Source organism: Flavobacterium xizangense (genome assembly GCF_054075145.1).
Genome location: NZ_JBSIPG010000001.1, coordinates 342,287 through 363,737 on the forward strand (window position 1 = coordinate 342,287; position 21,451 = coordinate 363,737).

Consider the following 21,451-nt stretch of genomic DNA (forward strand, 5'->3'; position numbering starts at 1 on the left):
ACAGACCAATGAAGTTGTTTTTTGTTCAAAATGCCGTCATGAAATGCCTCTGACGCAATATCATCTGGATTCAGAAAACGAAGCTGTTAAAAAATTTTATGGGAAAGTTGAAATTCAGCATGCATCAGCTTTATTGTATTTCATCAAAAAGGGAATTGTTCAGGAATTGATTCACAATTTGAAATACAAAGGGCATGAAGAAATTGGCACTGTTTTAGGCAGTTGGTATGCCGAAGATTTAAAAGAATTAAAACTGGATATTCCTTTTGAAGTTGTTATTCCAGTACCGCTTCATCCAAAAAAATTTAAAGAACGAGGTTATAATCAAGTCACGACTTTTGCAAAAGCACTTTCGGAAGGATTGAATCTCACTTTTGATGATCGCATTTTATTCCGAAAGAAATATTCTAAAACACAATCCAAAAAGAATCTTTTAGGAAGAACTGAAAACATTGAAAACATTTTTGATGTGAAATTCTCTGAAGAAAATCACAATAAACATTTTTTAATTGTTGATGATGTCTTGACAACAGGCTCAACTTTAGAAGCTTGCTCAAAAGCGCTTTTGAAAATTCCGGGTGCCAAAATTAGTATTGTTTGTATGGCTATGGCGAACTCATAAAAGAAGAAATCCAAATTCCAATTGATTAGCTTTTGGAATTTGGATTTTTTATTTAAGGTTTTTAAATTTTTAATTCACAATTATTTTTTTCACTGTCCTTCTGTTTCCGTCAATAACGGTTACCAGATAAACTCCTGCAGCGCTATTAGGCAACTGAATGTTTTGATTAAAACTTGAAGAAGCTTCAAAAGTTTTTGAATAAACTGTTTTTCCTAAAATATCATGTACAAAAACTTTAACTCCTGTTTCAGACTGGCTTTCGAACTGAATTGTGAAATTTCCTTTGTTCGGGTTTGGATAAAGACTAAAATCGATATTTTCAAAATCTGGCGTTGCTAAAGTGTAGGTTTGCCCACAAATATTTATTGACGCCGAATTTAATGTTCCAAAATTTCCAACAACAGCATCTCTAACTCTAAAAACCCAGTTCCCTTGTACATTTTCACCATTGAAAGCACTTAATACATCAACTGGCAAAACAATTTGTTCAGTCGTTCTGGCACAATCCAGAGCAGCGCCGGAATCATCAAACTGCATGGCTAATGTGGATTTTGTTGATCCGCAGCTTCTATTAAACAATCGAACAACAGTTCCCGCCGGACTTACGATTTGAAGCTCAATATCAGAAAATTTATCGTGTGTAATATTTACAGAAACATTTACATCTGTAACAGTTGCTTCCGTTGCCGGAACAGTCACCGTTCTTGTAACAAAAGTTGTTGTATTTGGAATCGAAAATGAACTTCCAAAACTATACGTATCACAAGTTGTCGTTGATGTAAAACCAACTGCAAATGCTTTACTGTTTATGGCATAAAAAATGTTTCCTGTTGGTTCAATCAAAATTCGGCAATTTTTAGACGAGGGAACACTTGTAGGAAGCACAATTGTTTCAGAACCGTCATTTGGTGTATTTGAAGCCAAAGTTATAGGGAATGTTAAACCTCCATCTGTAGATAATTTAATATTAACTGTTAATGAACCTGCAAGTGTATTTGTATTGTTTACGCTCCAGGTTACATTTTCAGATAATCCCTGCCACCAGCTCACATTGTCATTTGTATGAGAAGTTACTGCAAAAGGTCCCGCAGTTGCTACAACATTTACAACCATTTCATCTGTATTTGTCTGCGCTGTTCCTTGCGCTGCATTATCACGTCCTGTAAAAGTAAAATGCAATGTTCTTGCAATAGACGATACAGATTCCCAAGTTGTGGAAAGCCTGTTTTGAAGAACATAATTATAACTTGGCATGTAACGAATTTTGCTGGTTGTTGGAATTACAGAACGAAACAATGGTCCATCAGGCTTTGTTGAATACGCTATACTAGTGCTTCCCGAAGTTGTTGTTGCATTATCATTTTCTTCCCAATTATAAGTAACTGAATCACCTTCGGGATCAGAACCTATTCCAGTTAAGACAAAAGCGGTACTTATAGGAATTGTGAAATCATTACCAGCATCGACTACGGGCGGATTATTTGAAATCGCAGTATTTACCGGACAACTTTTATTGGCCAATGTGTTTTGAATCTGCCTGATGCTTGAATAAGCAAAATAATCATCAGACGTATCTTGAATATCATAATCACCCGTTACTCCTGCATAAGCCATAATAGTTGAGCCGCTTCCAGGTTCGACATTTACATTGGTTCTTTCTTCAGAATCATAAGAAAAAGTGTGATTCGCTCCTAGTTGATGCCCAAATTCATGCGCAACAAAGTCAATATCGAAAGTATCGCCTTCTGGTTTACCATCCGATGGTGAAGTATATGCGCTTCCTTTTCCTAAAGGAACTCCTGTTGTTGGATTTGTACAAACGCACCCAATGCAACCGGCATTACCACCACCGCCAGAAGCGCCAAATAAATGTCCGATATCATAATTTGCATTTCCTATAACATTTGTCAAAGTCGTCTGAACTTCTTGATTCCATGCTCCATCAGCTCCTTCTTTAGCTGCAGAATAAGGATCTGTTGTAGCATCTGTATAAATTACAGCATCATTATTATCAATCAAAATTAATTTTACAGCCAAATCTTTATTGAAAACACCGTTCACACGAGTCATGGTTGCATTCATTCCTGCAAGTGCACCAGCTTTTGTGCCGCCAAAATAAGCTGTATATTCTGCTGTACATGACAAAGCGAGACGCATTGTTTTGAAAATTTTTGCACTTGATGCCTCTTTTGCTGTTTTCCCGCTCATATTTTGATTTGAAACTACCTCATCAGTCTTACAAACCAATTTTTTTGAAGTCGAAGTGTTTTTTGCAAACAAAACATATTCGGTTTTATCATCTGGATTTTCTTCGATAAATTCAGTTGATTTATTGGCACGAAATACCATCGTCTGAAATCCAAGTGGTGAAACACTAAAATACACTTTTGCAGTTTTATCATCTAAACCACTTCCTTCGTACGCTCTGATTTCTGGGTATTTAGCCTGAAGTTCCGGTTCAAAATTCGAAGATTCCCAAACGATGAAACGCTCTAAAATTCCGGAAGCATTTGGAATCGTGATTTCTGCAGTGTTGCTTTTTGAGCCTTTGCCCGTGGCTGAAGTCAATTGAATTTGAAGACGTTCTGAATTTAATTTATAGTATAATTTATCAGCGTCGGAAGTATTTATTCTTTTACTCAATACAGAATTAACGCTTACTTTTTGCCACAAATCATTGTTTTGGGCATTTAAAATAGCACAGTAAAAAGTAAAAAATAAAAAGAGTAATTGTTTTTTCATATTTGTTGGCGTTGATAAATCAAAATTAAGTCAATTAAATGAAATTCTTACATATAAACGACATTTAACGTTTTTTAGTCGACGAGCTGGCTGATTTTCACAAAAAGAAATAATGTTAGGTCAAAAAAATCAATTCTGCTTGGTGTCAAATTCAAAATAGATAGTATAAATTTGCAGCATCTTAAATTATTTGTTTTGAAGCTCTTTCATTCTATAAACGATTTCCATTCAACCAAGAAAACTATTTTAACGCTTGGTACCTTTGATGGCGTTCATATTGGTCATAAAAAAATTCTCGAACGAATTACGCAGAATACTGAAAATGGCAAATATGAAAGTTTAGTGCTTACTTTTTTTCCGCATCCAAGAATGGTTTTGCAAGAAAAATCAGAAATAAAACTTTTAAATACAATTGCTGAAAAAACAAAACTTCTAGAAGCAACAGGAATTGAAAATCTTATCATTCATCCGTTTAATGAAAGTTTTTCACGACTTACAGCCGAAGAGTTTGTGCATTCCATTTTAGTTGATCAATTTCAGATTCAGAAAATAATAATTGGACATGATCACCGCTTTGGAAGAAACAGAACTGCCAATATTGATGATTTAATCGCTTTTGGTGCCGAATATGGTTTTGAGGTTGAGCAAATTTCAGCTCAGGAAATTCAGGATGTTTCGGTTAGTTCAACCAAAATTAGAAAAGCTTTAGACGAAGGAAATATGGCTTTAGCCAATGATTATCTAGGATATGACTATTTTTTATCTGGAGAAGTAGTAAAAGGAAAGCAATTAGGAAGAACGATTGGCTATCCGACAGCAAATATTCAAATTGAAGAAGATTACAAATTAATTCCGAAAACGGGAGTTTATGCCGTAAAAGCAATCGTAGATCAAAAAGAAGTTTTCGGAATGATGAATATTGGATTCAATCCAACTGTAAATGGGCAAAAACAAACTATTGAAGTCAATCTTTTTGATTTTGATGAAGACATTTACGGAAAACAGATTGAAGTTTCTTTATTAAAATATTTGCGTGAAGAACAAAAATTTGGTTCAGTCGATTTGTTGAAAGAGCAATTAAATCAGGACAAATTGAATGCTTTGGCATTTGTAAATCAACGTTAGAAAACGTCCGATAAAATACTTTTCGGCCATTTTAAATCATCGTAGTTATTTTTTTAGTAAATTTGATATAGAACATTGTTTTTCAAATATTTACTATTAACTTCTTTAAAAATAACCACTATGAAATTACCTAAAGAAATTACCAACGGGTTTCTGATATTTCTTGGAATAGGCATTTATTTTTTATTGATGAATGTATTAGGACTAGCAAATTTGTTTTATTTACGTACCCTAAATGTATTTTTTATCTTTTATGGCGTGAACAGAACCATGCAAATGAACTTGCGTGAAGGAGAAACCAATTTTGTGTCGAATGCCGTTTCTGCCATGGCAACTTCAGTAGTTGGCGTGTCAATGAGCGTTTTCGGATTATTAGTTTATAGTTATGCACGAGGCGGAGATGCCTATGTAAAAACCTTATCTGAGACTTTTATGTTTGGAGGAAATCCTTCAGTTCCAACATATTGCATTTGCCTGCTTTTTGAAGGCGTAGCTTCTTCGGTCATTGTTACTTTAATGATGATGCTCTACTGGAACAATAAATATGCTGCCGATTAATATTTCAAAATAAATCAAACATTTTAGCACCCTAAAATCATAGAATTAGATATTTTAATGATTTTAGGGTGTTTCTTTTTTGAAAATAGTTGCCATATATTCATTTGCAGAATACATCATTGGTTGATTAGAACAATTTAACTACTTTTGAAGCTTCAAAAACAATGTATCAATGAGCATTACAAAACACAATTGGACCAAAGACGAGATAATCGCCATATATAACAAGCCTATGATGGACCTTCTTTATGAAGCTGCAAGTATCCACAGGCAAAAACACGATCCGAACGTTGTTCAGGTATCAACTTTATTATCAATCAAAACCGGAGGTTGTCCTGAAGACTGTGGTTACTGCCCGCAAGCAGCACGTTACAACACAGGAGTTGAAGGAAACGATTTAATGAGTGTTAGTCAGGTTAAAGCTCAGGCTTTGCGTGCAAAATCAAATGGATCTTCTCGTGTTTGTATGGGAGCTGCCTGGAGAAACGTAAAAGACGGCGAAGAATTTGATCAGGTTTTAGAAATGGTGCGTACTATTAACAAACTTGATATGGAAGTTTGCTGTACACTTGGAATGATTACTGAAAACCAAGCACAACGTTTAGCAGAAGCTGGTTTATATGCTTATAATCATAATTTAGATACTTCTGAAGATTATTATAAAGATGTAATTTCGACACGTGCATTTGAAGATCGTTTAGAAACCATCGAAAATGTTCGTAAAACTAATGTTACCGTTTGTAGCGGAGGAATTATCGGAATGGGAGAAAGTATTGAGGACCGAGCAGGAATGCTGGTTGCGCTTTCAACTTTAAATCCTCAGCCAGAATCAGTGCCTATTAATGCTTTAGTAGCTGTTGAAGGAACTCCAATGGAAGATGAAAAACCAGTTGAAATCTGGGAAATGATTCGTATGGTTGCTACAACCAGAATCGTAATGCCTGAAACTCAGGTTCGTTTATCTGCAGGAAGAACAAATATGAGTCGCGAAGGACAAGCAATGTGCTTTTTTGCTGGGGCAAATTCAATTTTTGCAGGAGACAAACTGCTTACAACTCCAAACCCTGATGTACACGAAGACATGAAAATGTTTGAACTTTTAGGTTTGAATCCTCAAAAACCATTTACAAAAGTTTCTCAACCAAAAACAGTTGAAGCAGAAGATTCTCAATTTGCTCCTCTTGGCGAAAAACCAAAATGGTCTAGACCAGGACACACAATTGAAAGAAACGTTGAACATTCGATTAAATCAAAAATTTAATTTTTAGAGTTCAATTATCTGAATAAATATTTTTAAATTGCTTATGACTCTGAGTTATAAGCAATTTTTTTATTTAGAAAGATGAAGTTAAAACAAATTGAAAGGGTTAAAAAAATCTCCAAAACTGATTTTGTTTCCCATTATGTAAAAAAACAAATCCCTGTTGTTGTTGAGCAACTCACCGAAGATTGGCCTGCTTATGAAAAATGGAAATTATCCTATATTAATGAAATTGCAGGAGACATTACAGTACCATTGTATGATAATAGACCAGTCAATCATGAAGATGGTTTTAATGAAGCACACACCAAAATGAAAATGAGTGATTATATCGCTCTATTAGAATCAAAACCGACCAATTACCGAATCTTCCTTTATAATTTCATGAAAGAAGTTCCTGCGTTAAATAATGACTTTAAATGGCCTGAAATTGGCTTAAGATTAGTCAAGCAAATGCCAATGTTATTCTTTGGTGGAGAAAATTCGAAAGTATTTATGCATTTTGATATTGATTATTCGAATATTTTGCATTTTCATTTTCATGGAGAAAAGCAGTGCATGCTCTTTCCTCCAGATCAATCCAAATATATGTACAAGGTTCCTCATGCCTTAATTTCGAGAGAAGATATTGATTTTGACAATCCTGATTATGAAAAATTCCCAGCACTAAAAAATGCCGAAGGTTACATCACCAATTTAAAACATGGTGAAATGCTTTATATGCCTGAAGGATATTGGCATTACATGAAATATCTGACTCCAGGATTTTCTATGAGTTTGCGTTCTTTTCCGAAAAACATTGGCAACCTATCCAAAGCAGTTTATAATGTTTTCATTATGCGTTATTTTGATATTATAATGCGAAAATTCAAAGGACAGAAATGGATTGATTATAAGAATGAAAAAGCAATTACAAATACGCATGAGCATCTCCGAAAGACTGCTTAAAAATGATTTAGAAATAAAAAAGCAGTGCGAGTTTAATCCTTTAACTGCTTTTTTATTCTCCATAGTTTTTTAGAATGCAACTTTCTTAGTTGTTATATTTCCGTTTTCTAAAGTCACTTTTACCAGTAAAACCTGGTTGGCAGAGCGGAAATTCAATATTTGCAATTCTGTTGCATTAATGCCTTTTTTCTCAAAAAGAAGTCTTCCGGAAAGATCAAACACTGCGACTTGACTTATTGCTTCTTTAGTTGATATTACTTTCATTTCGTTTGATTTTATTAAAACCGATATCGTATTTTCATCATTCGCTACCTCGTCAATACCTAAAGATTTATCGGTGTATCGCAGTACAAATCGGTCTGAAAAAGTTCCGATTTCAGTTTTAAATGTATAATTGCTTGCACGCAGATCGTGAATTTTATTCAGCTTCTTATCTTCTAAATAAACGGATTGCAATGTGAGCGAACCATCTACATGATATATCGAAATCGTAAAATCACCAGCAATTGTCGTACGATATCCTAACGGAACAACATCAGTCTTTTTAAAAGGCAGTCCACGTGCTTGAATGGCAAGTTTATGTTCTTTATTTATACTATAAAAATCTATAAATTTATTTCCATCAAAACTGTTTCCGTCATACTTTCTGTCGTATTCATCTGTGGCTCCCTGAATATATCCAACCATCAATTGTTTATAAGCTCCTTCGGTATTGGTCATATTTAACCAAATTCTATTTTTTTCAAGTGCTGATTCTTTAGACTTTTTATCGGATTTATAAAATTGAGAATTGGTATTTCCTCCTCTTCGCATAGAATTATTAAAAACAATCGTACCAGACGCAACTGTCCCAGCAAAAAATGATTGCCCAGCAGCGATATCACCAGAAGGCGGGGTGTTATTATTGCCAGAATTATTCCCCGAAGGAGCTGATGAACTCGTACCAACTCCTCCAGATAAATTATAAGTTGCATAATCATCTGTCGCATATTGATAGGCTCCACTCAAAACCACTGGGGTGTTATGTGTCCAGAAATAAAGTGTTCCTTCAAGAAGTGAATTCCCGTTTATGAAATCATCAGCATGCAACGCCGATGGATATGGATTTCCTATCAAATAATATTTCTCTGCATTTACCGTTTCGCCTGTAATATCTCCGTTATTTGGTACTCCTATAAAAGTTGTTGCAAAAGGATATCTAACTGTATTAGAAAAATTTTCTGGTCCGCGTATAATATATCCTTTTCCAGTTATCATTACGCTTGTTTTAGGAACTCCTACCCATTTTGTTCCATCAAAGCTAAAATATTTGTCATCTGCAGTTTGCGAAGAAACATCAACTAAACGTTGATTTTTAACTGGTGACGACCAATAAACAAAATCGGCTTGGCGAATAGGCTGACTGTTTCTTTTGTATTTAATAACACCGGTATTCAAGTTATTATCAGCACTTGTCTGCAATAAACTTGCTCCATCGGCAAAAGTCAAAGTTCCATAATCGACATGAACTCCATTAACGACATTTAAGGTTTTTCCATTTTGAATAGTAACTGCGGCATCGTTACTAATTGTACAAGAACAAGCATTTACATCAGCACTTACATTGTAATCTTCCTGAAAATCGACAAGGTTGTCTATTGTTGGTGCAGTTCCGTATGACCAATTTGTTCCATTCCATGTATTTGCTTGTATTGTAATTTCAGATGAATACGTTATCAAACAGTTATTATTGATTGCGAATTTGTATTTACCTGGAATTAATCCTGAAATGGTTATTGAATTTCCAGAGTAAGGACGATTTAAAATAACCGCCCCGTCTGATTGTAAAATATCCCCTGAACCTGATAATCCTGATAACACAATACTTCCGGTAGGCACAGTACAATTAGGCTGTGTAAAACTTAAAATAGTGGGTGCCTGCGGAACAGGATCTACATCAATTCGTGTTTCTATTGCAAATTCTTCAGGACAGGTTTCGTTTTTAACAACTGCTCTATAACTAGTACTTGTAGTTAATATTCCAGGTTGATATGTAACTCCTGTATGATTAATTGGCTGCCACACATAAGGTATTGCTTCAGCATATTCCCATCTTACAATTGTACCTACATAATTATTGAATGTTAATAAAGGACTTGGACTTCCTTGGCAAATATGTGTTCCTCCATTTACTGTGCCACGATCCGTTTTTGTTACTGTTGTTGTATTACTGGCATTTATGACTGCAGGACAGCCATTTGAAGAATATTTGGCTGTAACCGTTTTATTTCCGCTAGTCAACCATTGCAATGTGACAGTATTGTCCGTTGTTGCAATTCCACCTGTAATAATGTTATAATCGATTCCGGCAGTTCCTGAAACATTCCATATATAATTTGTTTGCCCGGATTGAGTGGTGTAAGTAACATCTGTATTAACACAAACTGAAGAAGCTGGCTGAACAGAAAAAGTTGGTATTGGAGTTGGATTAACCGTAACTGTAGCCGCAATAGAACTTGTTGAAGAACATGCTCCGTTTTGTACAACAGCTCTGAATTGTGTTGTTTGTGTCAAAGTTCCCGAAGTATAAGTTGTCGAAGTATTTGAAATTGGAGTCCAAACAGAAAATGGACTAACGGAAGATTCCCAATTTAAAACAGCGCCTGTATTTCCAGTCAAAGTTAAGACACCACTTGGTGAACCGCTACAGATTGTTGATCCTCCTCCAACAGTTCCCCCAATAGACGGTGAAGAAATTACTATTGAAGCTGTGTTGCCTACTGTTATATTTGAAAAACAATCACCAGATGTCAATTTAGTAATTGTAATATCTCTGGTACTAGCAGTATTAAATCCTGATAACATAAAACTTCCTGAGCCAGCAGCTGTTACAGTCATCGAAGCACTCAACCCATTGCTTGTTGGATTGCTAAGATTATAAGTTACCGTATAAGTCCCAACAGGCAATAAAGTAGATGTAGAAGTTAATAGTATAGTTGTATTTCCTAATGAAGTACATACGGGAGATGCTGACACTGATGTAATATTATAAGTTGGGCATGTATAACTTATAATCATTTGACCGGCTGCACCAGCTCCACCTACTTGCGGGCTTCCTAAAAGTGAATTCATTGCACCTCCGCCTCCGCCTCCCGGAGAAGACCCTGCATTTCCTGGAGCATTTCCTAAAACCAAACTTGTTATCCCTAAGCCTCCAGCACCACCTCCGGTATCTCCACCTTTTCCACCGGCACCAGAACCTTGTAACAATCCTATAACACCTGTGTTTCCTGCGCCACCATCGACACCAGAGGTTTTTTTTATAGAACCAAATGAATCTGTATCTAATCCTCCCTTTCCACCGGCTGGAGTTCCTCCCGAATTGTTTGGTGTACCACCTTTTCCTCCTGCTGCTAAAAGAATACCTTCATATCCCAAAATAGTAGAATTTCCACCTGAAGCTCCATTAGCAGTAGCACCAGTTACTTTAATACTTAAGCTAGCACTTGGTATCGTGGTAATTTTGCCTTTTACATAAGCACCACCGCCTCCGCCTCCTGCGCTACGTCCATCTAAAACCGCTCCGCTAGCACCTCCACCAGAGCCACCTGCACCCCACGCCTCAACATCCATTGTGATAACACCAGCGGGGACGACCAGTGTTGCATCTGATGAATAGGTATGCTGGGTCTGTGCCCATAATGAGTTACAAAAGAAGAACAGCAACCAAAAAAACTTCAGTTTTTTTATCCAAACATGTAGTTTTTGGTGTTTTAAATGAATCGAAAATTGAAAAGTAAGCAAGGATCTAAGTAATTTTTTTTTCATACATCAGCATTTTTAATTAAAAAAAAATCAAGCGTATAAAAGAATCATCTTCAATTTTAAATACCTCAAGAATAAAACAGAATACCAGTCGATAATCTGTACCCCATACCTATTTGACGAAGGAAGGCAAAAGATTCTGCTCAGATAATAAGGTATTTTCGTTAATGATAAGATTTTGGCAAATAAAAAGGACTCAAAAGTATCTTTAAGCACTCATTAGAAAATGCAGTACAACGGGCTTTTATGTTGTTTTATCGAATTAAAACAACAACAAGGTACGATTTTATTTACATTAAATAAAAATTTTAACTTAGAAATCAACACTTTAACATTCCATTCTCACAAATTATTAAAATCCTAAAAAATCACTGTAAGATGTTAAAACGATTTTTTAACATGGTAGTGATTTCTAAACACAAAAAATCCATCCGCCGTGGCAGATGGATTTTTAACCAAAAGCAATTTTTATGTTTTTAGAAAATAACTTTTGAATTTGTTATGCTTCCGTTTTGTAAAGCAACTTTTATCAATAAGACCTGATTAGATGCCTGAAGGTTATCAATTTGTAATTCCTTCTCATCCATATTTAATTTCTCATAAAGAAGTTTTCCTGAAACATCAAAAACATACACTTTTCCAAGCATTTCAATTGTTGAAGTGATTTTAATTACTTTATCTTTTATTGCAATTAAAACTTTACTTTCAGAATTTTCAATATCAGGCGTACCTAAAGATTTATTAGTATAACGTAATACGAGACGGTCTGTGAAAGTTCCCGCTTCTGTTTTAAATGTATAATTACTCTCGCGCAAATCATGAATTTTTCCGGTCACTTTATCTTCTAAATATATTGCCTGGTTTTTCATATTACCATCTACCTGACTTATTGAAATTGTAAATTCTCCAGCAATTGTGCTTCGATATCCTAAAGAAACCAAATCGATATCTGAAAATGGGAGCGCCCGTCCCTGAATTGCAAGATGTTTCTGGTTGTTTACACTATAAAAATCAAGATATTTATTTCCATCAAAAGTTTCACCATCGTATTTTTTTTCGAAATCATTACTAGCTCCCTGAATGTATCCAACCAATAATTGCTTGAAAGCGCCTCCATTATTAGTCATATTTAACCAGATACGGTGTTTTTCAGAACCGTTTGCTTTTGAGTTTCCTTTAGGCTTAAAAAACTGGCCATTATTATTGCCTCCATTTCGCATTAAATTATTAAATTTAATTGTTCCGGAACCTGACATTTCTGCAAAGAAAGATTGTCCTGCTGCAATTTGACCACTGGGAACATTTGCATTATTACCTGAAGCTTGGGTACCTGATGGGGCAGCCGCGGTTCCAACACCTCCACTCAAATTATAACTAGCATAATCGTCTGTAGCATATTGGTATGCGCCGCCTAAAACGACAGGAGTATTATGGGTCCAAAAATACAGTGTACCTTCTAGCACACTATTGGCATTAATAAAATCATCAGCATCCAGCGCTGAAGGGTATGGATTTCCAATTAAATAATATTTGCCTGCATTCACAACTTCACCATTTATATCACCATTGTTAGGCACCCCTTTAAATGTAGCGGTAAAAGGAGTTCGAACAGTGTTTGAATAATTTTCAGGACCCCGAATAATATAACCTTTACCAATAGTCATTACAGTTGATCTTGGCACCGCTACCCATTGTGAGCCATTACCGTTGTATGTTAAATATTTATCACTAGCGGTTGCAGATGAAACGCCAGCCAGAGTTTGACCTTGTACAGGTGTAGACCAATACACATAATCAGCCTGACGAATTGGAATACTATTACGTTTGTAAATTATACTTCCTGTATTGACGACATTATTCATCTGAATCAGGCTTGCGCTATCTTCAAATGTCAATAATGCTCCACTGGCGGATTCAACAACTACCTCATTTTCGATTGTTAAAGTATGACCTGAATTAATGGTAACTTTTTTTCCGGCATCTACTTTACAAGAACATGCGCTTAAATCACCTGCTGACTGATAATCCGCTGCAAATTCAATTATATCGGTACTAACTGGATTACCATTTGACCAACTACTACCGTTCCAAATATTTGTTACTGGCGCTATAATATCAACATTTACAGTTGCCATTGATGGACAATTAGCTCCCTCATGAATCGTAAAACTATACGTTCCCGGAATTAAATCTGAAATTATAAAATCTGTATCAGACGTATTATAAGTCTGCGAAACGGTTCCTGTTTGAGTAATAGTCCAATTTACTCCCGAAAGCAAACCGTCTAATTTTATACTTCCTTTTTGATTAGCACAGGTCGGCTGAACAATAGTACCAATGCCAGGGGCTACAGGCAAAGGATTGACTATTATTGTTCCTGTAGCATTCAATGTTCCGCAACCACCAGTTAACGGAATAGTATAATTATAAGTGCCAATATTTGTTGGCGTTCCACTAATGGTAATGGTATTTGAAGCCCAGTTTGCTGTTATTCCAGGTGGCAAACCCAAAGGTGAACCTATACTTGTTGCGCCTGTTGTTGTATGCGTAATGTCTGGCATTACCGTATGATTGCAAACTGTTGGTGAAGAAGATGCAGGTCCAACACTATTTAAATTTACAATTATAGTTCCAGTTGCATTGTATGTTCCGCAACCACCCGTTAAGGGGATACTATAACTGAATGTTCCCGAATCACTTGGAGTACCACTGATTGTAATTGTATTTGAAGCCCATGAAGCCGAAACGCCTGTCGGCAAACCTGATGGAGTTCCGATTCCTGTTGCACCTGTTGTTGTATGAGTAATATTTGTCATCAAAGTATTCACACACAAAATAGGCGATGATGAAGCTGCAGTTACCGTATTTTCCGGACGAACAGCAATAGTATAAATATCAGATACAGTGTAAGCTGTTGCGCAAGCTGGTGAAGCTGTTACATTTAATGTTAAAGTAACTTGTTTACCTGCATCACCGGCCACTGCTGTATAAGTTGGTGTCAGAGTTGTACTATTAGAAAGTGTTCCAAGTCCGTCGTGTGTCCAGAAAACTGTCCCATTTGCTGCATTCGCTTCTCCCGCTCCAACTGTAGCTGACCCATTAGAACAAATAATTTTAGAACCAGTAATTGACGCTGTTGGTGCTCCTTGGACATTTATTGTATAGGTAGCAGTTGCAATTTGTGGAGCACAAGTATTATTACTAGTTACTGTCATTGTTAAAATGATAGTTCTCGCCGCACCTCCTAATGTAGGGGTATAAGTTGGAGTAAGAGTCGTATCGCCTGTTAAGGTTCCTGAGCCTCCACTAAAAGTCCATTTTATAGTTCCATTTGAAGCTGATGCTCCACTTACTGTTGCGGATCCATTTGAACAAATTGTTACAGAACCACTTGGTGTTGTTGCTGTTGGCAGATCTTCAACTACAACTACTTTAGCTGCTGATGAAGGACTATTACAACCGCCAGCTTTTGCAAACTGAACAGTATAACTTCCCGCAGCAGTAACAAAAATTGTTTGAGTAGTTGCACCTGTCGACCAAAGATAGGTATAACCACTTGGTGCGGCGCTAGAAGTAAGGTTTACTCCATCTATCTGACAAAATGTTAATGCTCCGTCTTGAGTTATTGTTGGAGCTGCCGTCGGAGTTGTCGTAACTCCTGTAACTGTAGCAGAAACAGTTCCATTACCTGCTACACATCCATTTTTTGCATAAACCCTAAAATAATAAGTTTGGCCAGAAGTTAAGCCTATAAAAGTATAATTAGTAGTTGTTAGCCCGGTTACTGTCTGAGTTGCTGTAGTTGCTGGAAAAGTATTGGATGTCGACATTTGAACAGTATAACTTAACGTTCCGTTAGGAGCTGTCCATGTTATACTAATTTGATTACATAGCGCAACAGGAGTACTTATTACAGGAGCTGCAGGCGCTGTGTTTGAAGTCGTTGGTGATTGAGTTGCTGAATAATTATTGCTGACGCCACAGCCATTTTTTCCTTTTACTCTATAATAATATTGTGTACCTCCATTCAATCCGGTAACAACATATCCATTAACATTATCTACATCTAAAGATTGGAATCCAGGCAAAAAACTTGCAAAAGTCGATGACGTTGAAACATCCAACAAATAACTTGATGCTCCTGATGCAGAGTTCCATCTAGCGTTAAAAGAATTACAGAATATATTATTAGCACTATTAGATGTTACATTTCCTGGTACATTATTCGTTGTGGTAACATTGCGAACTGTTGAATAATTAGTGCTTATACCACAGCCATTTTTTCCTTTTAATCTGTAATAATATGTAGTATTTGGATTTAAACCTACAACATCATAAGTTGTTACATTACCAACATCCAAAGAATTATAACTCCCAACAAAAGTATTAAAAGTAGAAGATGTGGAGACATCTAACAAATAACTCGTTGCACCTGTCAATGTATTCCAATTTGCAATAAACTCAGTACAAATTGCACCTGTTCCGGCGGAAGAAGTTACTGTACCTGGAATTACTGCAGTTGCATACGCTATAGTATTTGAATTTGCACTAATACAATTTCCGTTATAGGCTCTAACTCTATAATAATAAGTATTATTTGTTAAACCTGTAATATTATAAGTTAATACATTCGCTATATTCAGTGCATTATAACCTGTTACAAAACTAGAAAAATTGCTTGCTGTAGAAACATCAAGTTCGTAATAAACTGCTCCTGCAACGGCTTGCCAATTTGCTGTAATTTGATTACAAGTAGCATTTGTTCCTGCAGTAGCTACTGGAGCAGTTCCTGATGAATTTACTGTGATTGTTGCTAAATTATTAGCATTAATAGGTGAAGTACAATTTTCAGAAGCTACAGAACTTGATCCTGATGATAAAGCAGTTATTACAATCGTTCTTGTTCCTACGGTAGTAAAACCTGAAGCAATAAAACTTCCTGTTCCTGCTGTTGTCACTTTCATAGAAACCGGAGTTTGAGCGGCGCCCTGAATATTATATGAAACAGAGTAAAGTCCAATAGGCAAATTTCCTGTCAATGTTACTTCGGAAGCATCTCCAGAACAAACATTTACAGCAGTTGCAGTTGTACTGGTCAAACTATAAGTCGGGCAGTTATAAGTTATAGTAACTTTCCCATCACCACCATCACCACCACGTCTGGGCGTAGCTAAAAAAGAAGATCTTCCGCCGCTTCCTCCTCCTCCCGGAGCGTTCCCTGCATTTCCAACACTCGAAGTAAAAGCCGTTGCAATACCTGCTCCACCAGTTCCTCCTCCGTTGGCTCCATTTCCTCCAGCACCAGAGCTAATAATTGAACCTGTATCATCAGTAAATCCAAACTCTCCATTTCCTCCGGCAGTACCAGAAATTCTTGTTGCTCCTGTAGAATTTGCAGCAAGTCCTGCAGCTCCGCCCAGAACTAAACTGCCGTTATTTACCAAACCTCCTTTTCCACCTTCTGCTAAAATAGAGTATCCTGTTATTCCAGATGATCCACCTGCACCACCATTAGCGCCGGTAACACCTTTTCCGCCAATACCCACATTAACGCTCAAAGTTTCTCCTGAAGTGATTGTAAGAGGAAAAGTACCAGTACTTGCAAAAGCACCACCGCCACCACCTGAACCACCATATGCACCATTGAAACCCGGGTTTGTTGAGCTTCCTCCAGCTCCACCGGCACCCCATGCCTGAACAGTAATACTAGTAATACCGGCTGGGCTTACAAATGTTTGTGTCCCTCCAAGAGTAAATGTTGCTGTAGTTTGTGCCAAAAGAAAAACAGGAAGGCAAACTAATAACGAAATAAGTAATGTTCTTTTCATACTGTAGCATTTTAAATGACAAAAATTAAATTCAGATTCAACTGAAAAATTATTCTGCAATTAATAAATACCACATTTGCAGGAACATGATTGACAGGCCTGAGTAGTGAGAAAAAAGAAGTCGTATAAAAGTAATTCTGTTCCTTAAATCTGGTATTTTAAAGTTTTAACACTCAGTATTTAAATCTGGCAGAGGGGCGTTAGAAAACAAATTATTTTTTTTATGTTTTCAATTGAAAAGGCATAAAATGAAGTAAAAAATAGTGGCGCAAATTATTGAAAAACATCCTTAAACAATTTACAAATTTTTAATAAATATCTAAAAAACAGACCATTATAATTTGATTTTATTTCTAAAACACAAATATTTAAGTAAATTCTCATGAATTATGTTTTTTGATGTAATTGGTCTTTTAAATTTTGCAAATCGTCTGAAGAAGTAAATTTGAGTTTTTTAAGTTTTTCACCAACTTTAAAAAAATTTTAGTCCGTTAAGAAAAATTGAGAGAAAAAAACGTCAGGTAAACGATAATTCCACTAAAAAAAATGCTAAAAAAAATCCGTTTAAAAGAGTTAAAACGGATTTTTTAAAGTTGAAAAAACGCTTTTAAAAAATTACTTTTCTTATCGATTCAGAACCATTTTCTAAAATAACTTTTATCAATAAAATTTGATTTGCATAATTCAGATTTTGAATAGAAAAATGAGGTGTATTAATTTTAGTTTTTTTGTAAAGAACTTTTCCTGTCAAATCAAAGACTTCAATTTCTTTAATTGATTCCTGTGAAGCGTTAATATTAATTTGTTTGTCTTTTACTGCCACTAAAATGACATTCGAATCATTTTTAAAATCATCAACTTTTAACTCATTGTCAACATACTTTAATTCAAATCTATTATCAAAAGTCCCTTTCTGCGTTTTGAAACTGTAGGGTGAATCTTTTAAATTATGCACCACCTTTAATTCTTTGTCTTCAAGATAAATGTTCGTTTCCGAAAATTCATCATCAAAATGATCAATACTTAAGCTAAAATTACCTTCAATTTTTGACATATATCCAATTACGACTGAATCTGTTTTTTCAAAAGGGAAAGCCCTGCCTTGAATAGTCAGGTTTATATTTTCTGATATACTATAAAAATTTGCATATTTATTTCCACTAAAAGATTCAGCATCATAACTTACATCATATTCGTTGGTTGCGCCTTCTATATATCCAATTAAGATTTGTTTGAAGAGACCTTCTTCATTTTTAAGATTCAGCCAAATTCTTTGTTTTTTTACGTCGTTTTCTTGAAAATTTTTACTTTTTGATGGTTTAAAAAAGGAGGTATTACGTTCCTTCATTCGCATCTTATCATTAAATTCAATCACGCCCGAATTTTGGCTGGCCACAAAAAAGGCTTGTCCTGCGCCAATTGTTTTATCGGGTATAATTTCATTGATACCGCTTGACAAAGCGCCACGAGTTCCTACTCCTCCAAGCAAATTATAAACAGCATAATCATCAGATTCATATTTATTATTTGTAATCGGAGTATTGTGAGTCCAAAAGTATATTGTCCCTTTAATTTTTGACGAATTTTCTTTTAAAAAAATATCAGCATTCAATGTCGAAGGATAAGGATTTCCAATTAAATTAAAGCTATTGGCTGGTCCTAAATTCACTTCTATTTTTCCATTATGCGGTAGTCCTTTAAAAGTTGCAGGGTAAGATACGCGGGTTACCGAGGAGAAATCTCTTGGACCTTGAATAATATAACCAATTGCAGGCTGCATAGTATTAGCTACATTTTCAACTTTCCAGTTTTTTGTTGTGGGATTATAAGTTAAAAAACGATCAGATATTGTATTTGGTGAAAGATCAAATAATTTTTGATTATCAACTGGGGATGACCAATACACATAATCTGATTTTAAAATAGGCGATGAATTTCGTTTCAAATGGATAACTCCTGTATTCACAATATCATCATCTGACTGATATAAATTTGCCGAATCTTCTAAAACTAAAGTTCCTAAACCTGAATACGAAAATTCGATACTTAAAGTATTTCCACTCTGCAAAGTAACTTTTTTGCCTTCATCAATATTGCAACTACATACATTTGCTGTTGTCAAAGTAGCGTAATCCTCTTTAAAAAACAGTTCTTTTCCGCCTGACGGAAAACCATTTGACCACGAATTTCCATTCCAGATTGTTGATTCTAAGCAAAGCTTCAAGCGCGCAATTCTATGTTTGGAAATTCCGGAAACGGAATTAAAATCTCCACCAATTAAAAGTTTATGGTCTGAGGAAAAACTAATTGAGAATACTTTATTATTTAACGTAGTATTAAAAGAAGCATCTAAACTACCCGACTTTAATAATCTTAGCAATCTTAAAGCGGAGATATTTTTATATGTTCCGGAAAAAGTTCCAGCCACCAAAATACGATCATCAGGCTGTACTAAAATACTTCTCACATCTCCCTTACTAAAACCCGAACCTGAATCGAATGTACTATCTAAACTTCCATTTGGATTGAGCCTTACAATTCTTTTTTGTGCCACTTTATTAAAACTCAAAAAATTACCGCCTAAAACTATTTTCTGATCAGACTGCAATGCTATAGCATAGACATTTTTATCAAATCCGTCGCCAATCGAAAACGTTGGATCAATACTTCCATTATTATTTAAACGCACTAGATGCGAAAACGGAATGCCGTCAAAAGTTGTAAATCGTCCACCTAACAAAATCTTTCCGTCGGGTTGAATCAAAACCGATTCAATAATGGCATCAGCACCTAATCCTGGATTAAAACTGCTGTCTCTTGAGCCATCAGATGTAAGTCTTACAATTCGGCCAGCATTTACATCATTATACTTCGTAAAACCTCCCGCCACAATTATTTTCCCATCTGGCTGTATCGCCAGCGCATAAACCTGACTGTTGCATCCGGAGGTTATATTAAAAGAAGCATCTGCAGTTCCATCTGGCAAAATCCTTACAATACGATTAATCAACGTTTCATTATACTTTGTAAAATTTCCTCCCAGAATAATTTTGCCATCTGGCTGTAGAACTGCGGTTTTTATTAAATTATTTGCTCCGATCTGTCCCAAATTAAATTCCGGATCAGACGAGCCGTCTTCTAAAAGCTTAGCTATTCGGCAAGCGTTTGTTCCATTAAACTTTTTAAAATTGCCAAATACCATTGTTTTCGCATTCTCTAAAGACAGTATACTATAGACTGAATTGTCAAACCCAATTCCGGATGCTAAATAACTCGTATCATATTCGCCTTCGGAATCAATTTTCGCTAATCTTCCTTGATTTAAACCATCAAAAACTGAAAATGAGCCTCCAATATACCACGCGCCTTCTGCATCATTATCTAAAGCAAAAACTGATGCCGTCGCCGGACCTGATCCAAAATCAATTTCATCTTTTAATAAACCAGAACTATCTAAAAAACAAACTCTGTTAACACTAATTCCGTTATAGTTTCCTGTGAATGATCCTCCGAGCATAATATTTCCAAAAGAATCTATTTTACAGGCTAAAACTGCACCCGAATTAAATCCAGATCCTGTTGCAAAAGATATATCGATACTGCCATCAGGCATTATTCTGATAATTCTGTTTGCGCTATTTCCGTTAAAATTGATAAACTTTCCTCCTAGAATAATTTTACCATCGGACTGAACTTCCATTGCATTTACATCATCATCAAAACCTGTCCCAATATTAAAACTTGAATCAACACTTCCATTAGTGTTTAAACGCACAATTCTATTGCACGGAATACTATTGAAAGAAGTAAAATTACCTGAAAGCAAGATTTTTCCATCAGCTAATACTTTTGCATTATTAATATTAGAAGCAGTACCGGAACCTATTAAAAAAGAAGTATCTAGAGCCCCTGTGGATAAAATTCTTGCAATACGATTTGTGGTTATATTATTATACTTTGTGAAGCTTCCACAAATAATTATTTTACCATCAGATTGAAGCGCAATATCATATATAATACCTGTTGTCGCACCAATTGAAGTATTGAATGATGGATCATAACTTCCGTCTGTATTTAAGCGAATAAGTCTTCCTGCATTGATGCCATTGTAAGAAGTAAAGCTTCCTCCAACAATTATTTTTCCATCTGGCTGAATATATGTTGTATATACTTTTCCATTGAAACCACTTCCTGTATGAAAACTTTCGTCGATTGTACCGTCTGGTTTTAAGCGAGTGAAATAAGGAGCAGCTATTCCATTAAGATTTAGATATTCACCACCAACTATAAGATTTTGGTCGGATTGCAAAGATAAGGTTTGTACTGCACCGTCAAATCCATCTCCAATTGAACCGTCATCAAGAGTATTAAAATTAACATCAACTTTTCCTTGCTGACCATAAAACTCAAAATTTCCAAAAAATACAGTCAGAGTGACTGCATAAAGTAATTTTCTAATCAAAATAAAGCTAATAAATAATTATACAAATTTTCCTAAATTATAAATAGCTTTATGAATGTGCAATACCCACTTTTGGTGATATTTCAAATTAAAAAAGGTCA

At 35.5% G+C, this 21,451-nt stretch carries 9 protein-coding genes; 5 read left to right on the top strand and 4 right to left on the bottom strand.

Annotated elements, in window-relative coordinates:
• Positions 1-43 precede the first annotated feature (43 nt).
• Complete coding sequence (locus ACWA1B_RS01460; protein WP_456904088.1) at positions 44-622, top strand: ComF family protein; 579 nt, start codon at positions 44-46, stop codon at positions 620-622.
• A 69-nt stretch (positions 623-691) separates the two neighbouring features.
• Here ACWA1B_RS01460 and ACWA1B_RS01465 read toward each other — a convergent pair whose 3' ends face one another.
• Positions 692-3,364: a zinc-dependent metalloprotease gene (locus ACWA1B_RS01465; protein ID WP_456904089.1), complete on the bottom strand. Its 2,673-nt coding sequence runs from the start codon at positions 3,362-3,364 to the stop codon at positions 692-694.
• Between the two features lie 195 nt (positions 3,365-3,559).
• Here ACWA1B_RS01465 and ACWA1B_RS01470 point away from each other — a divergent pair, with 195 nt between their 5' ends.
• The 4 genes from ACWA1B_RS01470 (at position 3,560) to ACWA1B_RS01485 (ending at position 7,256) form a co-directional block, all read left to right on the top strand.
• The gene (locus tag ACWA1B_RS01470) at positions 3,560-4,489 is read left to right on the top strand and encodes a bifunctional riboflavin kinase/FAD synthetase (RefSeq protein WP_456904091.1); all 930 of its coding nucleotides are present in this window, start codon (positions 3,560-3,562) and stop codon (positions 4,487-4,489) included.
• 120 nt (positions 4,490-4,609) lie between these two features.
• A complete protein-coding gene (locus ACWA1B_RS01475; RefSeq protein WP_035652919.1) occupies positions 4,610-5,047 on the top strand; it encodes a hypothetical protein in 438 nt (145 codons plus the stop codon).
• A gap of 172 nt (positions 5,048-5,219) precedes the next feature.
• Entirely contained in the window at positions 5,220-6,308 is a 1,089-nt protein-coding gene (gene bioB / locus ACWA1B_RS01480) for a biotin synthase BioB (RefSeq protein ID WP_035652916.1), read from the top strand.
• An 81-nt stretch (positions 6,309-6,389) separates the two neighbouring features.
• The gene (locus tag ACWA1B_RS01485) at positions 6,390-7,256 is read left to right on the top strand and encodes a cupin-like domain-containing protein (RefSeq protein WP_456904092.1); all 867 of its coding nucleotides are present in this window, start codon (positions 6,390-6,392) and stop codon (positions 7,254-7,256) included.
• Between the two features lie 69 nt (positions 7,257-7,325).
• Here the strand turns inward: ACWA1B_RS01485 and ACWA1B_RS01490 are convergent, their stop codons facing one another.
• The 3 genes from ACWA1B_RS01490 to ACWA1B_RS01500 form a co-directional block, all read right to left on the bottom strand.
• The gene (locus ACWA1B_RS01490; protein ID WP_456904094.1) at positions 7,326-11,063 is read right to left on the bottom strand and encodes a T9SS sorting signal type C domain-containing protein; all 3,738 of its coding nucleotides are present in this window, start codon (positions 11,061-11,063) and stop codon (positions 7,326-7,328) included.
• Between the two features lie 473 nt (positions 11,064-11,536).
• On the bottom strand, positions 11,537-16,888 hold the full coding sequence (locus ACWA1B_RS01495; RefSeq protein WP_456904096.1) for a fibronectin type III domain-containing protein: 5,352 nt from the start codon (positions 16,886-16,888) through the stop codon (positions 11,537-11,539).
• Between the two features lie 607 nt (positions 16,889-17,495).
• Complete coding sequence (locus ACWA1B_RS01500; RefSeq protein WP_456904097.1) at positions 17,496-21,350, bottom strand: T9SS sorting signal type C domain-containing protein; 3,855 nt, start codon at positions 21,348-21,350, stop codon at positions 17,496-17,498.
• Between the last annotated feature and the right edge of the window lie 101 nt (positions 21,351-21,451).